This is a genomic window from Burkholderia sp. WP42 (assembly GCF_000745665.1).
GTDB lineage: Bacteria > Pseudomonadota > Gammaproteobacteria > Burkholderiales > Burkholderiaceae > Burkholderia > Burkholderia vietnamiensis.
In genome coordinates this window covers 145,838-162,005 of sequence record NZ_JQJT01000015.1, presented here as the reverse complement: position 1 = coordinate 162,005, position 16,168 = coordinate 145,838, and the positions used below count along the sequence as shown (strand labels likewise).

The following is a 16,168-nucleotide window of genomic DNA, read 5'->3' as shown; positions in this document are numbered from 1 at the left end:
ACCGCGCTACTGAAGCGATTCTCGAAGCGAGTGACGAAGTGATGAGAAAACACCACCGCAAATCCGCGCCGGCAACGAGCCTGCGCAATGCGTTCGATCGGAATACCGCTGCGGCGGACGCCAACCGGCGTCCGGCTAAGGTGATGGCCGACTTGATGGGCGTTGAGTTGAAGACTTATTACCGGTGGCTTTCGGATATGTCGATGCCAGTGAACCGCGTCCTGCAGTTTGAGGAATTCTGCGGTGCGCATCAAATCAGCGAGTTCCTGTCCGTCGCGGATGGCAGCCGAATTGTCATCGACGTCCCAACGGGTCGTCGGCCGACAATCGCTGACCTGTCAGCCCTTCAAAGTGCCTTCGCAGACGCAGCCGCCGTCCTCTGCCGTTACTACACCACGGGAGAAGAACAAGCTCATGCGATTGGCGCATTGACGCACGCGATGATCCAGGCAGCCTTTCACCGAGCGAACGTTGCAAAGGATCAAGCCCCCGAATTGCCTTTTGATGATGTGGAGGCTGAATGATGCACCGGGAGGCAACTGCGAAAAGCGGTGAGGTCATCATCAAGTCCCACTATCCTGCCCCGGAGTTGGCAGCCCTGAAGCTACCTGGAGTGCCGGCTACCGAGCGCGGTGTCCGCTATAGCGCGACGCGTGAAAACTGGGCTGCGCGCCGCAGACTCAAGGGCAAAGGGATTGAATATGCGTTCGACAGCCTTCCCGCTGAAGCGCAGGCGGAAATTCGCCGGCGCGCAACCACAGCGCTGATTGCTGCTCCGGCGCCGGTGAAAGCCGCTGCGATCGTGCGCCGCGAACAGCAGCTCGACCTCGTCGAAACCGATGCTCAACGTCTGCGCGCAGACGCACGCAAGGGCATCCTGACGACGATCGAGCGCCTGATGGATCAGTGTCACGTGTCCCGCGAAGCTGCGATGACGACTCTGCTCACCCAGGCGAAGGCCGGCACGCTGGACGATCACCTCATCATGATGCTCCGTGCGGCCCGAGACGAACGTGGCCGTAAGGGCGACGGCTTTCCCAGCATCCGCACATTGAAGCGCTATCTCGGGCTGTCGAAATCAGGCTCGCTCGCGCCGAAGAAGGCTCGCGCCGAATTCTCGGTGCCGGCGTGGGCGAAGCCGTTCCTCTCGTTCTACCAGGTGCCGCAGAAGCCGTCCGTTGAGCATGCATACAGCCAGTTCGTCGACGCCTACCGCGCCCGCGATCTCGAATGGAGCTTCCCCTCCATTCACCAGGTGCGCCGATTCCTCGGCAAGGTCGGGAACGTGTCGCGCGAGATCGGCCGCATGGGGCCTCGCGAACTGAAGAATATCCGGCCGTTCGTCCGCCGCACATTCGACCAGCTGCAGCCGAACGACGTTTGGAGCGCGGACGGTCATACGTTCGACGCCGAGGTCCAACATCCGCTGCACGGCCGTCCGTTCCGGCCGGAGATCACCGTGATCGTCGATATCGCGACGCGTCGGGTAGTGGGTTTCTCGATTGGCCTCGCCGAATCGAGCCTGGCCGTGCTCGAAGCAATCTCCAACGGGGTCATGCACAACGGCGTCCTGGCGATTTTCTACGTCGACCACGGCTCGGGTTACGACAACGCAATGATCAAGGCCGAAGGAACCGGCATGCAGGGACTGCTCGGCTTCGAGGTTTCGCACTCACTGCCGTACAACTCGCAGGCGCGGGGTGTCGTTGAGCGACTGCACCAATCGCTGTGGATTCGAGCGGCCAAGGAACTGCCGAGCTTCATCGGCGAGGCGATGGACCGCGAAGCCAAGCACGCTCATTTCAAGATCACGCGTGCCGCGATCAAGAAAGGCGGCGCACTGCCCCTGATGGGATGGGACCTGTTCATGCAGTTCTGCCAGGAGCAAATGGAGAAGTACAACGCACGTCCGCATAGCTCATTGCCGAAGATCGTCGATCCGGTCGACGGCAAGCGTCGCCACATGACGCCGAACGAAATGCTCTCGACGTTCGAGGCGAAGGCATGGGAGCCAGTCAGGCTGACCGATGCCGAAGCGCAGAACGTGTTCCGTCCACGGATCGAGCGCACGGTGCGTCGCGGCGAAGTTCAGCTTTTCAACAACCGCTACTTCAGCGGGCTGCTCGAAGAGTTCCACGACGAGGTCGTGCACGTTGCGTACGACATTCACGATGCGAAGCACGTGTGGGTGCATCACCCGGACGGCCGCTTTATCTGCAAGGCGGAATTTGGCGGCAACGAACGGCACTACTTCCCGATGTCCTTCGTCGAGCAGGCTCGGGAGAAGCGTGCAGACGCACGCCTCAAGCGCAACGACGCTCATCGTGAGGAGATCGAGGCGGAACGACGCGGCTACCGCGCCCTGCCAATGGAAACGCCGGAAGTGCTGGAGATCCCCGGTATCGGCCGGATCTCGCGGGAAGCGCTGCATGCCCGTGCGATCGACGTGCCTGTCATCGAGCCGGCACCGGTCACCGTCGAGGCAGCGTCGCAGCCGTCAGCAACCGTCATCGATATGCCCGAAACGGCGGCGCAGCGATTTGCCCGCTGGCAGGCATTGGATCGACACATTTCTAACGGAGGGGCGATCGATCGCGCTGAAGACCTGAAGTGGTACGGCACGTACCAGCGTAGCAAAGAATTCGCGGCGCAAAAGCGCCGCGAGGAAGAAGCCGGCGAGTTGCAGCTCGCCAACCAACTGTAAGACCACCGTGGGCGAAGAATGACACAAAACGATATGAACAGTAAATCCGTCGGTTCCATCGCGCAGATCGCGAACCTCGGCATGTGCGACATCGCGATCGAACGCGCTGTCTCGCGCAGCGCCAACCTGCCGGGCCTCGTCTGCTTTTATGGCCCTTCCGGTTGGGGCAAGAGCATGGCGGCGAACTTCGTTGCCAACACGCGTCGCGCGCGCTACGTGCAGGCGAAGTCGGTCTGGACGAAGAAGCATTTCCTAAAGGCGGTACTGTTCGAAATGGGAATCAAGCCGGCCGCGACCATTCCCGAGATGGCTGATCAGGTCGCCGAGGAACTGGCCGCGAGCGGCCGGCCGCTGGTGATCGACGAGATGGACCACCTAGTCGACCGCAACGCCGTCGAACTGGTCCGTGATCTGTACGAGTCCAGCCAGGCCCCGATCCTGATGATCGGTGAGGAAGGTCTGCCGAACAAACTGAAGCGTTGGGAACGAATGCACGGTCGCGTGCTTGCCTGGGTGCCGGCGCAGCCCGTCACGCTCGAAGACGCGCACAAGCTGCGTCCGCTTTATTGCCCGAGTGTCGACGTTGCCGAAGACTTGCTCGCGAAGCTGGTGGACCTGTCACACGGCTCGGTACGCCGCGTGTGCGTGAATCTGGAACGCATTCAGGAAGAAGCGATGGTCCAGGGGCTGGACGCGATCGACCTCGCGAAGTGGGGCAAGCGCGAGCTGTACACCGGCGAAGCGCCGAAACGTCGAGTGTGAGGTGATCGTCATGCACAACTACGAAACCACCACGCCTCAGATGGCACGAGCGGCTGAGCACATCCACCTGTTGACCATGATCGCGTCGGGCGTCGCCGTGGTGATCATGATCGTGGGATGCGTCATCGCGCATGATCGGATCGAACTGCTCGCCTGGACCGGCGTCGCTGCCTGGTCTTTGCTGCTCGTCGCCGTTTGCGCGTTTCTCGCCGGCGCAAACGCAGGGAGCGACCATGCCTAGGAAGCCCGCACACCTCGAACTGACTGGCGGCAAAGGGCCGCGCCAGCGCGTATGGGAAGCCATCCGCCGCCAGGCGAACGACTTCACCCCGCACTCGATCGTGCGCGCTGCGGACATCGACAAGGCGACCGTCCATACGTACCTGCAGGCGCTCGAACGCGGTGGCGTCATCGAGCAGCTCGGCGAGCGCCAGGCGATCAACGATCGGAAGCACTATCGGCTCGTGCGCGATACCGGCGTGGAAGCGCCGCGCCTCGACCGCCAGGGCCGCCCCGTCGTGCAGTCGCGCGGCAACGAGAACATGTGGCGCACGATGCGCATCATGGGCGACTTCACGTCGCGCGAGCTGGCGCTGCGTGCGTCGACACCCGATGTCGCGATCACTGACTCAACGGCGCAGTCGTACGTCAAATGTCTCGCGCATGCCGGCTATCTGACGATCGTCGACCCCGGTCACGCATTTATTCGTGGCAAGGGGGCAAAACAGGCGCGCTATCGTCTGCTCGCATCGAAGTACACCGGGCCGCGCCCGCCGATGATCCAGCGCACGAAATCGGTATATGACCCGAACCTCGGGAAGATCGTGTGGCACGAGGAGCCCGACCATGACGCTTGCTGACCGCTGGCTTGTTTTGTTGCGCGAGGCGGTGTTCGTATCGTCGCAGGCCGACGTTGCGCGCAAGCTCGACCTGTCCCGCACGACCATTTCCCTGGTGCTGTCCGGGAAGTATCCGGGCAAGACCGACCGTGTGGCCGCACGCGTTCTGCGCGTCTTCGGCCAAGTGAAATGCACGCATACCGCCGAGCTGGTGACGCCGACGGTATGCCTGGATTTTGCCGCGCGCCGGCCGCCGGTGAATAACCCCCTTGCCTTGTCGCACTGGCGCACGTGCCAGACCTGTACGCATCGCCCCGTTAAAGGAGAGTCCAAATGACGCCGAGTTTTAACGCCACCAGTCCGACCGTGCCGCCGATCAACCAGCTCATGCAACTGACGGCACTGCGCATCGCAGCGGCGATCGAGACGCTGACCGAGCGAGGCTTTGTGGTCATCGGCATCGAGTTCTCGAACCACTCGAAGCCGACGATCCAGGTGCAGAACTGCGAGAGCTGCGCCGAGCTGGTGACGAAGGGCGAAGCGACCTACTACCGCACTGGTGGCTCTGGCGCGACGCGGTACCGCACGGGCCAATTCAAGATTGGCGACGTGCGCGTGCTTTGGACCGAGCGGGGAAACTGATCGGCTAATTGGAAGTGACAAAAGCATCGCGAAATAACCATCTAGATTAGGACTACGGTATGAACAACGAAATTGCTGGCGTGCTTGTCGCGAACCCGGATGCCTTCGAAACCGTCCCCGAACTGCGCCGCGAGCTGGGGCACGCAAACGAGCGGCTGCGCCGGTACGCAGCCGATGCGCAGAGGCGAGACATTGCGGGTAACGAGCTGGCTGGTCTGGTCAATCGAGTGCTGATGCAGCACCTGCGGGGCGATCATCGCGGCGTTGCTGCGATCCTCGACGCGCAGCTCGACGCCAGCCCGCGTCTGCGCGAAATGCTCGAAGAGACGAACGAATCGAATGAGATCCGGCAGACCGGGCAATGGGCGGAAGCTGCTCGTGCCGGGAAACAGGCAGAACCGCTGCCGCCATACAACTGCGAAGGCGACGATCCGTGGTCGAAGAAAACCGTAGCGGAGCTTCGTCAGGCACTCGATACAGCCAATCGGGCCGGCGTGAACGCAGTGTCCGAATTGAAAGCGCTCAATCGCGTGCTGGCTGACGTGACCGCAGAAGTTTCGAAGATCGTCGTTGCGCACCTCAAAGGCGATCGTGATGCTGTATCCCAGGCACTGACCACGTTTTGCAAAAACCGTGTCGTCGTGATGGGTGACGAAAAGCGGAAGGTGCACTGATGCCGCTGCCGCAACTCTGCTGCCCGAACTGCCGCGCGGTGATGAGCCTGGACGTGCTGCTCGCGGACGATGCACCGCGCGAGGCACTCAACGCGATCATCGAAGCCCATCCCGCCGGAGAGTCGTTCGTCAAACCCATGCTGCGCTACATCGGACTCTTCGCGCCGACGAAAAGCCAGATGAGCCACTCCCGCGTCGCTAACCTGATCAATGAGCTGGCACCGATGATTCGCGCCGCGCAAATCGAGCGCAACGGGCGCACGTGGGTTTGTCCGATCGATTACTGGCGACAGGGATTCGAACACATGCTCGCGCAGCGCGATCAGGGGCGCCTCAAGCTGCCGCTCAAGACCCATGGCTACCTGCTCGAAGTACTCGCGGGCTTTTCGGACAAGGCCGAATCGCGCGCCGAGACACATCTGGAACATCAACGCCAGGGACACGCCGGACTGGGTACGCCCGAGGCCCGAACGTCACCGGCCGCTGCCGTGCCCGCTGTTGTTGTGGCAGCCGAATCCGGCAGTCGGCAGATCACACCGACGATCAAAGAGAGCCTGAGCACGCTGCGACGGCTGACGAAAGAAATGAACCAATTTTCCAAGGAAGGAAAAATCCATGACTGAACAGCATATCCCGGCAGGCTACGTGAAGGACGCTCGTGGCCGACTCGTTCCTGAATCACTCGTCGCACCGATCGACCAATTGCGCGATCAAACGATCACGGCGCTGGTTGACGAAGCGAAACGCCTGCAGTCCGCGATGGTCGACTTCAAGGCGCGCGCTTTCGGCGACATCGCGGCTTTCATCGAAACTAGCCACGAAGAGTACGGCGTCAAGGTGGGTGGCGCTAAGGGCAACATTTCCCTCATCACGTTTAACGGGCAGTACAAGATCGTTCGCAAAATCGCAGACCACATCCAGTTCGACGAACGACTGCAGGCTGCGAAGGAGCTGATCGACGAATGCCTGCGTGAGTGGACGGAAGGCAGTAACGACAAGGTAAAGGTGCTGATCAACGAGGCGTTCCAGGTCGACAAGGAAGGCAACGTGAACACCGGGCGAATTCTCGCGCTGCGTCGCCTGGCCATCGACGATGCCAAGTGGACGAAGGCAATGCGCGCGATCGTCGACAGCATCCGAGTCACTGGCAGCAAGCCGTACATCCGTCTGTACGAACGCATCGAGGACACCGAGGAGTATCGCGCCATCAGCCTCGACCTCGCGGCAATCTAAGGAGGCCACGTGTCGAAACTGTCGAAAGACGAAATTCAGCGGATCGATACTGAGCTGTCGTTTCCGTTCGGCTGCGTTGTGCTTCGCTGTGATGGCAATACCATCACGATCCAGGTGCAGAGGACGAAGCCGCGCCGGTACGACCTCATGGTCTATGTGAACGGCTGGTTCAAGGGAGAGTATCTGAAGGAAGCTGCGCCGGAACATCGGTTCTACCGGCCGGTGAAGATCAGCGCATACAAACCGACTGAGCGAGCGAAGATCGAGAAGAACTTCGGAAAGCGGAAGGCACGGAAGTACTTTCCGAACCTGGACCATACCTCCACGTTCTACATGCCGTCATGGAACACGACCAGCACGATGCTTCGTCACTTCGCGCGAGTGTGTCAATCGGTCACCCTCGTATCAGTGGGCGTGGCGGTCAATACGTCTGTCGACCTCACCGCACAGGAGGCCGCTAATGTCTGATGTGATCACCATAGTAGCCGGCATCGTGTTTCTGGTATGCCTCTGCCGTCGCGAGCTGCGGCGCTGGTGGAGGTCGTGATGCTGATCGCAAAGACCACCGTCGCGAAGATCCATATCGCGAAGCAACAGCTCGCAATGACCGACGATGAATATCGCACGGTGCTGCGCAGCATCGCCGGCGTGAGTTCGTCGAAAGACCTGACGCCTGAGGGGGCGCATAAGCTGTTGAAGCACTTCGAGCGCTGCGGCTTCAAACCGAAGCGGGATGCTGGACGCCGCCCCAGCGTTGCGCGGTCGCGCACTGCTCAGATCCGCAAGATCGAGGCACTGCTCGCCAATGCGGGCCGCTCTTGGGATTATCTTGGCGGCATGGTGAAGCGAATCTGCAAGGTCGATGCGATCGAGTTTTGCGACGATGCAATGCTGTCCAAGCTGATCGCCGCGTTGCAGTATGACGCCAACCGTCGAACGAGGCGCGCATGAATCTCGGCGACGTCGAGCATCTGCTGCCGCGCACGGCTCGTACGTTGATCGCGGTCATCGGCTTGCCCGCGACGAACGCCCTTATTCGTGCGATGCCAGGTGTAGTGTTTCCGGTGCCAAAGCGCAAGACCCGATCGGGCGAAGCCCGGTTTGAAGAACTGGCCGAGGTTATCGGCACTGAAGCCGCCGAGCAGCTCTGCAAGCATTTCGGTGGCGAGTCGCTGGATATTCCAACCTGCCGCGATGCAGTGCGCGAAATGTTCCATCGTCAGTTGCGCAGCGACTTCGACCAGATCACGCGGGAACACAGCGCGGTGTTCGCAGTGTCCCGCCTGGCAGCTACGCACCGCATGTCCAGTCGACAAATCTGGCGCATCCTCAAATCGGCCGACAAGATCGTCGCGAAGGTCGATCAGCTCGCGCTGTTCTAACACGCTACACTATCTCTCCCACCGAGCCCCGCCATCGTGCGGGGCTTCTCTTTGGTACTGACACATGACGTCATGTCGTATGTCAGTGCCATTCATAAACTCGCTCTCATCCATTCAGGGCGAGTGCGAATCGTGACCGATCCGACTTCCCCTCAACTCAGACAGGAAGTCAGATGGCACGAATCTCCATTGAAGAAGCCGGCGGCAAGAACGTTGTCGCGCTGCTCGACGCGATCGCCGGCAGCGAGATCGACGCGTGGACGCTCGCCCACAGCGACGACGGCTACAACGTACTCGTCGGCTCGCACGGGCCGCTCATGCGCAACGGTCAGTCGGTCCCGCCGAACTTGCGCACATTTCCGAGCTACGCGACCCATCCGGACATTCTCAATTCCGCGTTGAACTCGACGGCGGCCGGCCGCTATCAGCTTCTGTTCCGGTGGTTTCAGCCCTACGCGAAGCTGCTGAACCTTTCCGACTTCAGCCCGATCTCGCAGGACCGCATCGCCATCCAGCAACTCAAGGAACGTGGCTCGATCCGGCTGATCCAGAACGGCAACCTCGGCGCTGCCCTCGCGCAGGCGAGCAATATTTGGGCGTCGCTGCCCGGCTCGCCGTACGGTCAGCACACGAACACGGTCGCTTACCTCACTTCGCTGTACAAGGCGGCCGGAGGGGTCATTAATGTCGCTGCGTGATCTCATCGCTGGTGTCGACGGGAAGCTGTCGCATACGAAGCTTTGGCCGAATGTTGCGTCGGCCGTTGCAACCGCCGTGTTCGCATTCAAGGGCTACAAGGGCACGCTCGTCGTCGAGGAATGGTACGCGTATCTCGCCTGCGTCGGCGGATATTCGGCCGTGATCACCGGCATCAGCGCATTCGCTCGAAAGCCCGCATCGGGAGGCTCCAATGATCAGTGAATACGCGAAGGCGCTGACCGTCATCGGTATCGCTGTAGCGATTGCCTTCGCTGGTGCAGCTGGCTACGAGCACGGATATCACGTTGCAACGACGCGCGGTGATCTCGCGCTGTCGGAGCAGCGCGAAACGCAGCAGAAAGCTGCGGCCGACGCCGCCCGCATTGCCGACGATCGCTACGCCACCGAGGTCGATCGCGGCAACCAGGCCGCTCAGGCGCTCATCGTCGCCCAGCAACAGATCGACCATCTCACCTCTACCGCCAAAGGAAAGATCGATGTCGTCACGCAGACATACCGCCCGACGCTCGCTGCGAATCCCGAGCCTTTGCCTCGCTGTGTGTTCACTCGCGGCTTTGTCCGCGTGTGGAACGGCGTCGCAGTCGACGCCAGTGCTGATCCCCTGCCGAATAGCGCCGTTACCGGCGGAGCTGGCGCAGAGACCGGAGCCGATGACGCCCTTGATTCCGGGGTATCACAAGCGGACATCCTCGACTGGCTCACCGACTACGCGGCCCGTAACCGGCGTATCGACACCCAACTGAACAAGGTGCTCGACATCGAAGCCGAGCGCCAGAAACCGCAGCAGAACACGCAATAGGCATGGACGATTTTGATCGGGCCTCGATGATCGAGGAACAGACACGCGAGCTGGCGATTGCCGCCGCCCGCGCGAATGCGCCGCACGGAGAATCGGCGTTCGTTTGCCAGAACGAAGAATGCGGCGTGCCGATTCCTGAAGCGCGGCGGGTCGCGGCACCAGGTTGCCGCTACTGCATCGAGTGTCAAAGCCGCCGCGAAGCCGCAGCTCTGAAACGGAGGGGACATGCAATTCACGCTTGACGCCTCCGCTGTCGTAATGGCCGTGCTCGGTGCGTTGTGGTCCGTATGCCTCGCAGCGGTCGGCGTATGGGTGAAACGCGTGCAGAGCGACGCTGAGAGCGATCGTCGGCAGATCGGCCTGCTGCAGAAGAATCTGGCGGACTTCCGCGAGATGGTGGCCCGCGAATGCGCGAGTCGCGACGAAGTAAGAAGCGAGCGTCAGGAGGTGCGGGAACTACTCGCACGGATCGACGCGAAGATCGACAGCCTTTCCAAAACCGTACCTCGTTAAATCACCATGGACCAACTCCAAACGAATACCGCAGCAACCGATACCCCGCTGAACGCTGACTCGACCAATACGGCCGCCTCCGTGTTTGCATCCACTGCCGCCGTCGGCGCATCGGGCAATTCGACGCCCGGCGACGCAGCGACCGATTCGCCGATCAATTCGGCCGCAGCAATCGACGCGACCATCGTGAACGGCATGTCCTCGGCCGACACAGCATCGGTAATGGCGGCGGCGACGGCCCCGTCGCAGCCGCTCGACGAACCGGCACCGACTGCCGGCGGCGCACGCCTCGACTCGACCAGCACCGAGCAGCTGCAACTGCTGCGCAAGATCGACGGCGACATCGGCGCACTGACGGCGACGATTGAAGGCATCGAACAGCGAGCGGTACGCAACGGCGCGATCGCGGGCGGCGTGGCCGGTGGTGTCGCGGGCGGTATCGTCGCGACGGGCATCGCATTCATCCGACACAAGCTCGGCTTCTGACCGGTACATGGCCTATCCGAAGGAAATGCGCGACAAGGTGCGTCGGGCCTACGTGTTCGACCGCCTGTCACTTGAAATCGCCAGCTCGCGGTACGGCGTCGCGTATTCGACCGCACGCCGCTGGAAGGATGACGCGCTCGCAGCCGGCGATGATTGGGACAAGGCCCAGGGTGCGCAGTTGATGGCGGGCGGCGGCGTCGAAAGCGCCGCCCGCCAGATGCTCGCCGGCTTGGTCACGCAGTACCAGGCAACGCTGACCGAGATTGAGCAAGGCGAGCTTCCTGCGCCGAAGAAGGTCGAGATGCTGGCCAGCCTGGCCGATGCGTACAACAAGACGATCAACGCCAGCAAGCGGGTGTTGCCCGAGACGAACGAGCTGGCGGTCGCGATGGGCGTGGTCCAGCGTCTTGCTGCGTTCATCAAGGAACGTCACCCCACCCATATCGCGGCGTTCGCCGAGGTGCTCGGCCCGTTCGGCGATGAGCTGGCCGTCGCATACGGTTAATGGGAGAACCGGTCTTTGTGGCAATCGTAGCTCAGTCAGGTAGAGCACCCTGTTGAGGGGGAGGCTGGAATTCCAGACGGTGGGCGCCCGCCGGCCCCGGTTCAAATCCGGGCGATTGCCACAAAGACGGTCAACGACATGACGCAGAAATTCACCGAAAAGCAGTTTCGCGACGAGCTGGCCGAACTGGCGGCACAGCTGCGCCGCGACATCGACGCACACGCGACCGGTCTCGATCCGTCGCCCGAGGCACGGCGCGAGCGTCGCCGTCGCGTGCTCGTCGACGGCGACTATCAGTTCTTCGCGTACACCTATTTCCCGCACCACATTCGCGGCACACCGTCGCTGTTCCAGGGGCATTTCTGCGGTCGGTTCCCGAAGCTGCTGCGCCAGGCCGGCGGTACGCGCGAATGGTGGGTAGCGCCGCGCGGCGAAGCGAAGTCGTCGCTCACAACCAAAATCGGCCCCGTGTACATCATCGTGCAGGGGCTGCTGCAACGCGACGACGTGCGCCGCGAGATCGGTTGGACCGCCGAGCCGCCGCCGTTCCTCGACTACCTGATCCTGCTCGGCGCGGAAACGTCGCTGCCGACCAAGCTGCTGGAGGTGGTTAAAACCGAGCTAACCGCTAACGCGTCGCTCGCACTCGACTTTCCCGAGGTATGCGGTAAAGGGCCGATGTGGAAGGTCGGCGAGTTCATCTCGAAGACCGGCGTCAAGGTGGAACCGTTCGGTGCTGAGCAGGCAATTCGTGGCACGTTCCACGGCGCGAGCCGGCCGAAGGTGTTGTTCGGCGACGATCTGATCACCGATGCGGAAGCGAAAAGCCCGACCGAGCGCCAGAACCGTTGGACCTGGCTGGAAAAGGCGATCGACTACCTCGGCCCGCCGGATGGCAGCGTCAAGTATGTAGGCGTCGGTACCGTGCTCGACAAGGATGATCCGATCTCGCGCGCGAAGCGCAGCATCGGGCACGTCGTGCACCACTTCCGCGCGATCGAGACGATGCCTGCGCGCATGGACCTGTGGGAACAATGTCAGGAGCTGATGCTCAACGTCGACAAGGACGCGATCGCCGCCGCGTCGGCTCGCGGCGAGGTCGTGCCGGACGACGAGCTGCCGTCGTTCCGCTTCTACGTCGAGCGCCAGGCCGAGATGGACGAAGGCGCGGAGACGTCATGGCCGTCTGTGCGCTCGCTGTTCTGGTTGATGCGTCAGCGGGCGAAGTCTCCGCGCGCATTCTCGACCGAGATGCAGGGTGACCCGCGCACCGAGGAAGACAAGGTGTTCGGTTACATCACCTATTGGGCGCAGCGTTCCCAATATTGGCGCATCTTCGGCGCATGCGATCCGTCGATGGGCCGAGGCGAAACGTCCGATCCGTCTGCGCTCCTGGTGGGCGGATGGGACACCGTAGCGAAGAAGCTGCACGTGATGCACGCGGTGATCAAGCGGCGCGTGCCATCGAAGTTGGAGGCCGACCTGATCACGATGCAGCGCGAGTTCCAGTGTCTGTCTATCGCATTCGAGAACAACAACGCCTACGAGCATTCGCGGCAGACGTTCATCCAGGCCGGCCTCGACGTCGGTGTTGCGCTGCCGCTCGTCGGCGTCACGGCCACGGTGCCGCAGGAAGTGCGCATCGACTCGCTGGAACCGTTCATCACCGATCGGCTGGCTCCCAGCCTCCTGATGCACCCGTCGCTCGTTCAGCTACTCGGCGAGCTGGACAGCTGGCCCGAGCCGCAGAGCGGCCACCACTACGACGGCTTGTGCGCGTTGCACCTGCTGTGGGCGATCGCGGTGTCGCGTGGCGGCATGAAATTCGAGTACACCCCGGTGTCAAAACTGCCGCAAAACGGCGACGCCGGAATTAGCGGCCAGCGCTTCGGCAACGGCGCCTGGTAGGTAAGGAACAGACATGGCACAAATCGTCGACGTCAACGGCAACCCGATGGAACGGCGCGCGCTGTCGGAACAGCAGACCGCCCAGCTCGCGTGGCTTCAATATAGTTACGAGGAACATCCGGCGCGCGGTCTCAACCCGCATCGGCTCGCGCGCATCCTGGAGGATGCCGAGCGCGGCCACCTGATCGCGCAGTCGGATCTGTTCACCGACATGGAAGAAAAAGACCCGCACATCTTCGCGGAGATGAGCAAGCGCAAACGTGTGTTGCTCACGCTGGACTGGGACGTCGTCCCGCCTCGCAACGCGAGCGCGGCCGAGAAGAAGCTCGCGGAACAGGTGCGCGAGTGGATCGTCGATCTGCCCAACTTCGAGGACGTGCAGCTCGATTGCCTCGACGCGATCGGTCACGGTTTCTCCGCACTCGAAATGGACTGGCAGCGCCTGGGAAAGCTCTGGATGCCGAAGTCGCTGGAGCACCGGCCGCAGCGCTGGTTCATGAATCCGTGGGAGAACCGCAACGAGATCCGGCTGCGTGGCATCGACGTCGACGGCACGCCGCTGTGGCCGTTCGGTTGGCTCGTGCACCGCCACAAGGCGAAATCAGGCTACATCGCGCGCGGCGGCTTGCATCGCGTGTTGTCGTGGCCGTACCTGTTTAAAAACTATGGCGTGCGGGATCTGGCTGAGTTCCTGCATATCTACGGTCTGCCGCTGCGCCTGGGCAAATATCCGGCCGGCTCGACCGACGACGAGAAGCGCGCGCTGCTGCAGGCGGTGGCAAGCATTGGGCACAACGCGGCCGGCATCATCCCGGAACAGATGAAGATCGAGTTCGAGGAAGCCGCCAAGGGCACCGATGCCGTTCACCTGTCGCTCATCAACTATATGGAGCGCAGTCAGTCGAAGGCAATCCTCGGCGGCACGTTGACCAGCCAGGCGGACGGCAAGTCGTCGACGCACGCACTCGGCAATGTCCATAACGAGGTCCGGCACGATCTGATGGTGTCGGACGCGCGTCAGCTCGCCGCGACGATCACGAGCGGTCTGATCTGGCCGATGCTGGCGCTGAACGTCGCCAATGTCGACCCGCGCCGCATGCCCCGCTTCGTGTTCGAAACCCGTGAGCCGGCTGACATGGAAATGCTGTCGAAGGCACTTCCGCCACTGGTCGGCATGGGAATGCCGATCCCGGTCGACTGGGCACGCGAGAAGCTGTCGATTCCGGCCGCGAAGGATGGCGACACGCTGCTGTCGATTCCGAATCCGATCATGGCGCTGCCACCCGAGTTCCGTCCGCCGGCCGAGAAGATCCCGGCTGCGCCTGGTGCGCCGATCGCCGGCACGCGCATGACCTATAAGGCGGTGCTCACGAACGACCGCGGCGAAGTGGTCTACCCGGATCAGCATGCGCTCGACGAGACTGTTCTGCCGGCTGACGCGATCGCAGCCGGCGTCGACAAGCTGCTCGCACCAGTCATCACGGCCATCCGTGCCGGCGAGACGCCGGACGACGCGATCGATGCGCTGCTGTCCGCGCAGCCCGGCATGAGCGACGACCAGGTCGCCGAGCTGCTCGCGCGGGCGCTGTTCGTCGCGGACATCTGGGGGCGCGTGAATGGCGGGGGTTGATCTCTCCTACGCGATCGGTCTGGAGCCGGCCGAGGCGGTACGGTACTTCGAGTCGAAGGGGTATCAGCTCGGATTCCGGTGGCAGGACGTCGCGGCAGAAGCGCACGCACGTGCGTTTACCGTCGCGGGCGTGATGAAGGTCGACGTGCTGCAGGACATCCGCGCGGCGCTGACGGACGCCCTCAAGAAAGGCACGACCTTCGAGCAGTTCAAGAATGATCTGATCCCGACGCTGCAGAAGAAGGGCTGGTTCGGGCGTGGCGACGTGGTCGACGGTGACACGGGCGAGATTCAGGGGCGGCGGCTCACACCGCGCCGGCTCGATACGATCTTCCGCACGAACATGCAGTCGTCGTACATGGCCGGGCGTTTCGCGACGCAAATGGCACAGGTCGACACGCGGCCCTGGTGGGAATACGTCGCGATTCTCGACAACCGGACCCGGCCCTCGCATGCGGCGCTGCACGGCTCGGTGTTCCGTTACGACGATCCGTTCTGGTCGGTGTTCTATCCGCCGTGCGGATACCGGTGCCGCTGTCGTGTGCGTACCCGGCCGTTCGGCTATCGCGACGCCGAGAATCCACCGACCAGCGCGGGCCGCCTCGAAACGGTCGAGCAGCCGGTCGGCCGCGATGGGAAAACGCAACCGGCGACGGCGTACCGAAGCCCGATCACGGGCAAGCTGGTGCTGCCCGATCCGGGATTCGGGTTCAATCCGGGACGCGAGTGGCTGCGGCCGTTCACCCCGCCCCCGCTGGACAATCTGCCGCGCACGTTCCCATCGGGCGTCGAACTGCCGGATCTGCCGGTGCCGACGCGCGTGCCGGCATCCAGTCTGTTACCGGCCGGACGCGAGCCGCAGCAGTACGCCAAGGCTTTCCTACAGGAGTTCGATCTCCAGCTCGGCCAGGCGAAGGTGTTTGAAGATGCGACCCGCACCCCCGTCGCGATCTCGGACGATCTGTTCAAGGCGAGCGACGGCACCTGGAAGGCGGACAAGGATGGTCGCGGCGCGTACATGGGGCTGCTCGCCCGTGCGATCCAGTCGCCCGACGAGATCTGGCTGCGGTGGGAGGAAAGCCGCGATCAGCCTGGGAAATGGCTGCTGAAACGCCGTTACATCAAGTCGTGGGAAATCGACGGCCAGGACGGCGCGCAGTACGGCCTGAGCGTGTTCGAGTTCGGCCAGGACGGCTGGTCTGGCTCGACGGCCATGATGGCGAACACTGATCGCAGCGAAGCGGCGCGACGCCGCTATATAGAAAGGCAGCGCGAAGGATTCCTCGCATACCGCAAATAACGAGGCCCGCGACGCCGACTCGTCGCGGGCCACCGTGCAGTTCCTTTGGTCGCGTCAGTCGGAAGCTTGTG

Annotated in this window: 23 protein-coding genes and 1 tRNA gene; all 24 read left to right on the top strand. The window is 62.6% G+C overall.

What is annotated here, in order from left to right:
- Positions 1 to 41 precede the first annotated feature (41 nt).
- The 24 genes from EX20_RS08740 (at position 42) to EX20_RS08630 (ending at position 16,097) form a co-directional block, all read left to right on the top strand.
- On the top strand, positions 42 to 524 hold the full coding sequence (locus EX20_RS08740; protein ID WP_034193293.1) for a hypothetical protein: 483 nt from the start codon (positions 42 to 44) through the stop codon (positions 522 to 524).
- Positions 521 to 2,704, top strand: coding sequence for a Mu transposase C-terminal domain-containing protein (locus EX20_RS08735; protein ID WP_196773625.1), 2,184 nt, complete (start codon positions 521 to 523; stop codon positions 2,702 to 2,704). The genes EX20_RS08740 and EX20_RS08735 overlap by 4 nt, the downstream gene beginning before the upstream one ends.
- An 18-nt stretch (positions 2,705 to 2,722) precedes the next feature.
- On the top strand, positions 2,723 to 3,466 hold the full coding sequence (locus EX20_RS08730; RefSeq protein ID WP_034193292.1) for an AAA family ATPase: 744 nt from the start codon (positions 2,723 to 2,725) through the stop codon (positions 3,464 to 3,466).
- 10 nt (positions 3,467 to 3,476) lie between these two features.
- Positions 3,477 to 3,707 (top strand): hypothetical protein, encoded by a 231-nt coding sequence (locus EX20_RS08725; protein ID WP_131929046.1) that lies wholly within the window; start codon positions 3,477 to 3,479, stop codon positions 3,705 to 3,707.
- Entirely contained in the window at positions 3,700 to 4,326 is a 627-nt protein-coding gene (locus tag EX20_RS08720; protein ID WP_034193290.1) for a helix-turn-helix domain-containing protein, read from the top strand. Before EX20_RS08725 ends, EX20_RS08720 begins: the two co-directional genes overlap by 8 nt.
- Complete coding sequence (locus EX20_RS08715) at positions 4,313 to 4,642, top strand: helix-turn-helix domain-containing protein (protein ID WP_034193289.1); 330 nt, start codon at positions 4,313 to 4,315, stop codon at positions 4,640 to 4,642. The genes EX20_RS08720 and EX20_RS08715 overlap by 14 nt, the downstream gene beginning before the upstream one ends.
- Positions 4,639 to 4,947 carry a hypothetical protein gene (locus EX20_RS08710; protein ID WP_034193288.1) on the top strand — a complete coding sequence of 103 codons (309 nt, stop codon included), beginning with the start codon at positions 4,639 to 4,641 and terminating at the stop codon, positions 4,945 to 4,947. Before EX20_RS08715 ends, EX20_RS08710 begins: the two co-directional genes overlap by 4 nt.
- 59 nt (positions 4,948 to 5,006) lie before the next feature.
- The gene (locus tag EX20_RS08705) at positions 5,007 to 5,621 is read left to right on the top strand and encodes a hypothetical protein (protein WP_034193287.1); all 615 of its coding nucleotides are present in this window, start codon (positions 5,007 to 5,009) and stop codon (positions 5,619 to 5,621) included.
- On the top strand, positions 5,621 to 6,244 hold the full coding sequence (locus tag EX20_RS08700; protein WP_051974415.1) for a hypothetical protein: 624 nt from the start codon (positions 5,621 to 5,623) through the stop codon (positions 6,242 to 6,244). The genes EX20_RS08705 and EX20_RS08700 overlap by 1 nt, the downstream gene beginning before the upstream one ends.
- The gene (locus tag EX20_RS08695) at positions 6,237 to 6,854 is read left to right on the top strand and encodes a DUF3164 family protein (RefSeq protein WP_034193286.1); all 618 of its coding nucleotides are present in this window, start codon (positions 6,237 to 6,239) and stop codon (positions 6,852 to 6,854) included. Before EX20_RS08700 ends, EX20_RS08695 begins: the two co-directional genes overlap by 8 nt.
- Positions 6,855 to 6,863: 9 nt before the next feature.
- Positions 6,864 to 7,322 (top strand): beta galactosidase jelly roll domain-containing protein, encoded by a 459-nt coding sequence (locus tag EX20_RS08690; protein WP_034193285.1) that lies wholly within the window; start codon positions 6,864 to 6,866, stop codon positions 7,320 to 7,322.
- A 78-nt stretch (positions 7,323 to 7,400) separates the two neighbouring features.
- Positions 7,401 to 7,805 carry a gp16 family protein gene (locus tag EX20_RS08685; RefSeq protein WP_034193284.1) on the top strand — a complete coding sequence of 135 codons (405 nt, stop codon included), beginning with the start codon at positions 7,401 to 7,403 and terminating at the stop codon, positions 7,803 to 7,805.
- On the top strand, positions 7,802 to 8,236 hold the full coding sequence (locus EX20_RS08680) for a Mor transcription activator family protein (protein WP_034193283.1): 435 nt from the start codon (positions 7,802 to 7,804) through the stop codon (positions 8,234 to 8,236). The genes EX20_RS08685 and EX20_RS08680 overlap by 4 nt, the downstream gene beginning before the upstream one ends.
- A 173-nt stretch (positions 8,237 to 8,409) precedes the next feature.
- Positions 8,410 to 8,934: a glycoside hydrolase family 24 protein gene (locus tag EX20_RS08675; RefSeq protein ID WP_034193282.1), complete on the top strand. Its 525-nt coding sequence runs from the start codon at positions 8,410 to 8,412 to the stop codon at positions 8,932 to 8,934.
- Positions 8,921 to 9,157, top strand: a complete 237-nt coding sequence (locus EX20_RS08670) for a hypothetical protein (RefSeq protein ID WP_034193281.1) — start codon at positions 8,921 to 8,923, stop codon at positions 9,155 to 9,157. Before EX20_RS08675 ends, EX20_RS08670 begins: the two co-directional genes overlap by 14 nt.
- Positions 9,147 to 9,755: a hypothetical protein gene (locus tag EX20_RS31810; protein ID WP_034193280.1), complete on the top strand. Its 609-nt coding sequence runs from the start codon at positions 9,147 to 9,149 to the stop codon at positions 9,753 to 9,755. The genes EX20_RS08670 and EX20_RS31810 overlap by 11 nt, the downstream gene beginning before the upstream one ends.
- A gap of 2 nt (positions 9,756 to 9,757) precedes the next feature.
- Positions 9,758 to 9,997 (top strand): TraR/DksA C4-type zinc finger protein, encoded by a 240-nt coding sequence (locus EX20_RS30475; protein WP_034193279.1) that lies wholly within the window; start codon positions 9,758 to 9,760, stop codon positions 9,995 to 9,997.
- The gene (locus tag EX20_RS08655) at positions 9,981 to 10,268 is read left to right on the top strand and encodes a hypothetical protein (RefSeq protein ID WP_034193278.1); all 288 of its coding nucleotides are present in this window, start codon (positions 9,981 to 9,983) and stop codon (positions 10,266 to 10,268) included. Before EX20_RS30475 ends, EX20_RS08655 begins: the two co-directional genes overlap by 17 nt.
- Positions 10,269 to 10,274: 6 nt before the next feature.
- Positions 10,275 to 10,754, top strand: a complete 480-nt coding sequence (locus EX20_RS08650; RefSeq protein WP_034193277.1) for a hypothetical protein — start codon at positions 10,275 to 10,277, stop codon at positions 10,752 to 10,754.
- Between the two features lie 7 nt (positions 10,755 to 10,761).
- Positions 10,762 to 11,259 carry a DUF1804 family protein gene (locus tag EX20_RS08645; RefSeq protein ID WP_034193276.1) on the top strand — a complete coding sequence of 166 codons (498 nt, stop codon included), beginning with the start codon at positions 10,762 to 10,764 and terminating at the stop codon, positions 11,257 to 11,259.
- A gap of 20 nt (positions 11,260 to 11,279) precedes the next feature.
- Positions 11,280 to 11,379: transfer RNA gene (locus EX20_RS31805), tRNA-OTHER, on the top strand.
- Positions 11,380 to 11,397: 18 nt separating this feature from the next.
- On the top strand, positions 11,398 to 13,167 hold the full coding sequence (locus tag EX20_RS08640) for a hypothetical protein (protein WP_034193275.1): 1,770 nt from the start codon (positions 11,398 to 11,400) through the stop codon (positions 13,165 to 13,167).
- 13 nt (positions 13,168 to 13,180) lie between these two features.
- Complete coding sequence (locus tag EX20_RS08635; RefSeq protein ID WP_034193274.1) at positions 13,181 to 14,797, top strand: DUF935 domain-containing protein; 1,617 nt, start codon at positions 13,181 to 13,183, stop codon at positions 14,795 to 14,797.
- Positions 14,798 to 14,930: 133 nt separating this feature from the next.
- Positions 14,931 to 16,097 (top strand): PBECR2 nuclease fold domain-containing protein, encoded by a 1,167-nt coding sequence (locus EX20_RS08630; protein ID WP_231572250.1) that lies wholly within the window; start codon positions 14,931 to 14,933, stop codon positions 16,095 to 16,097.
- Positions 16,098 to 16,168: the final 71 nt, after the last annotated feature.

Coding starts and splice junctions, on each gene's coding strand:
- EX20_RS08740 (WP_034193293.1), top strand. CDS start 42: ATGAGAAAACACCACCGCAAATCCGCGCCGGCAACGAGCCTGCGCAAT.
- EX20_RS08735 (WP_196773625.1), top strand. CDS start 521: ATGATGCACCGGGAGGCAACTGCGAAAAGCGGTGAGGTCATCATCAAG.
- EX20_RS08730 (WP_034193292.1), top strand. CDS start 2,723: ATGACACAAAACGATATGAACAGTAAATCCGTCGGTTCCATCGCGCAG.
- EX20_RS08725 (WP_131929046.1), top strand. CDS start 3,477: ATGCACAACTACGAAACCACCACGCCTCAGATGGCACGAGCGGCTGAG.
- EX20_RS08720 (WP_034193290.1), top strand. CDS start 3,700: ATGCCTAGGAAGCCCGCACACCTCGAACTGACTGGCGGCAAAGGGCCG.
- EX20_RS08715 (WP_034193289.1), top strand. CDS start 4,313: ATGACGCTTGCTGACCGCTGGCTTGTTTTGTTGCGCGAGGCGGTGTTC.
- EX20_RS08710 (WP_034193288.1), top strand. CDS start 4,639: ATGACGCCGAGTTTTAACGCCACCAGTCCGACCGTGCCGCCGATCAAC.
- EX20_RS08705 (WP_034193287.1), top strand. CDS start 5,007: ATGAACAACGAAATTGCTGGCGTGCTTGTCGCGAACCCGGATGCCTTC.
- EX20_RS08700 (WP_051974415.1), top strand. CDS start 5,621: ATGCCGCTGCCGCAACTCTGCTGCCCGAACTGCCGCGCGGTGATGAGC.
- EX20_RS08695 (WP_034193286.1), top strand. CDS start 6,237: ATGACTGAACAGCATATCCCGGCAGGCTACGTGAAGGACGCTCGTGGC.
- EX20_RS08685 (WP_034193284.1), top strand. CDS start 7,401: ATGCTGATCGCAAAGACCACCGTCGCGAAGATCCATATCGCGAAGCAA.
- EX20_RS08680 (WP_034193283.1), top strand. CDS start 7,802: ATGAATCTCGGCGACGTCGAGCATCTGCTGCCGCGCACGGCTCGTACG.
- EX20_RS08675 (WP_034193282.1), top strand. CDS start 8,410: ATGGCACGAATCTCCATTGAAGAAGCCGGCGGCAAGAACGTTGTCGCG.
- EX20_RS08670 (WP_034193281.1), top strand. CDS start 8,921: ATGTCGCTGCGTGATCTCATCGCTGGTGTCGACGGGAAGCTGTCGCAT.
- EX20_RS31810 (WP_034193280.1), top strand. CDS start 9,147: ATGATCAGTGAATACGCGAAGGCGCTGACCGTCATCGGTATCGCTGTA.
- EX20_RS30475 (WP_034193279.1), top strand. CDS start 9,758: ATGGACGATTTTGATCGGGCCTCGATGATCGAGGAACAGACACGCGAG.
- EX20_RS08655 (WP_034193278.1), top strand. CDS start 9,981: ATGCAATTCACGCTTGACGCCTCCGCTGTCGTAATGGCCGTGCTCGGT.
- EX20_RS08650 (WP_034193277.1), top strand. CDS start 10,275: ATGGACCAACTCCAAACGAATACCGCAGCAACCGATACCCCGCTGAAC.
- EX20_RS08645 (WP_034193276.1), top strand. CDS start 10,762: ATGGCCTATCCGAAGGAAATGCGCGACAAGGTGCGTCGGGCCTACGTG.
- EX20_RS08640 (WP_034193275.1), top strand. CDS start 11,398: ATGACGCAGAAATTCACCGAAAAGCAGTTTCGCGACGAGCTGGCCGAA.
- EX20_RS08635 (WP_034193274.1), top strand. CDS start 13,181: ATGGCACAAATCGTCGACGTCAACGGCAACCCGATGGAACGGCGCGCG.
- EX20_RS08630 (WP_231572250.1), top strand. CDS start 14,931: ATGAAGGTCGACGTGCTGCAGGACATCCGCGCGGCGCTGACGGACGCC.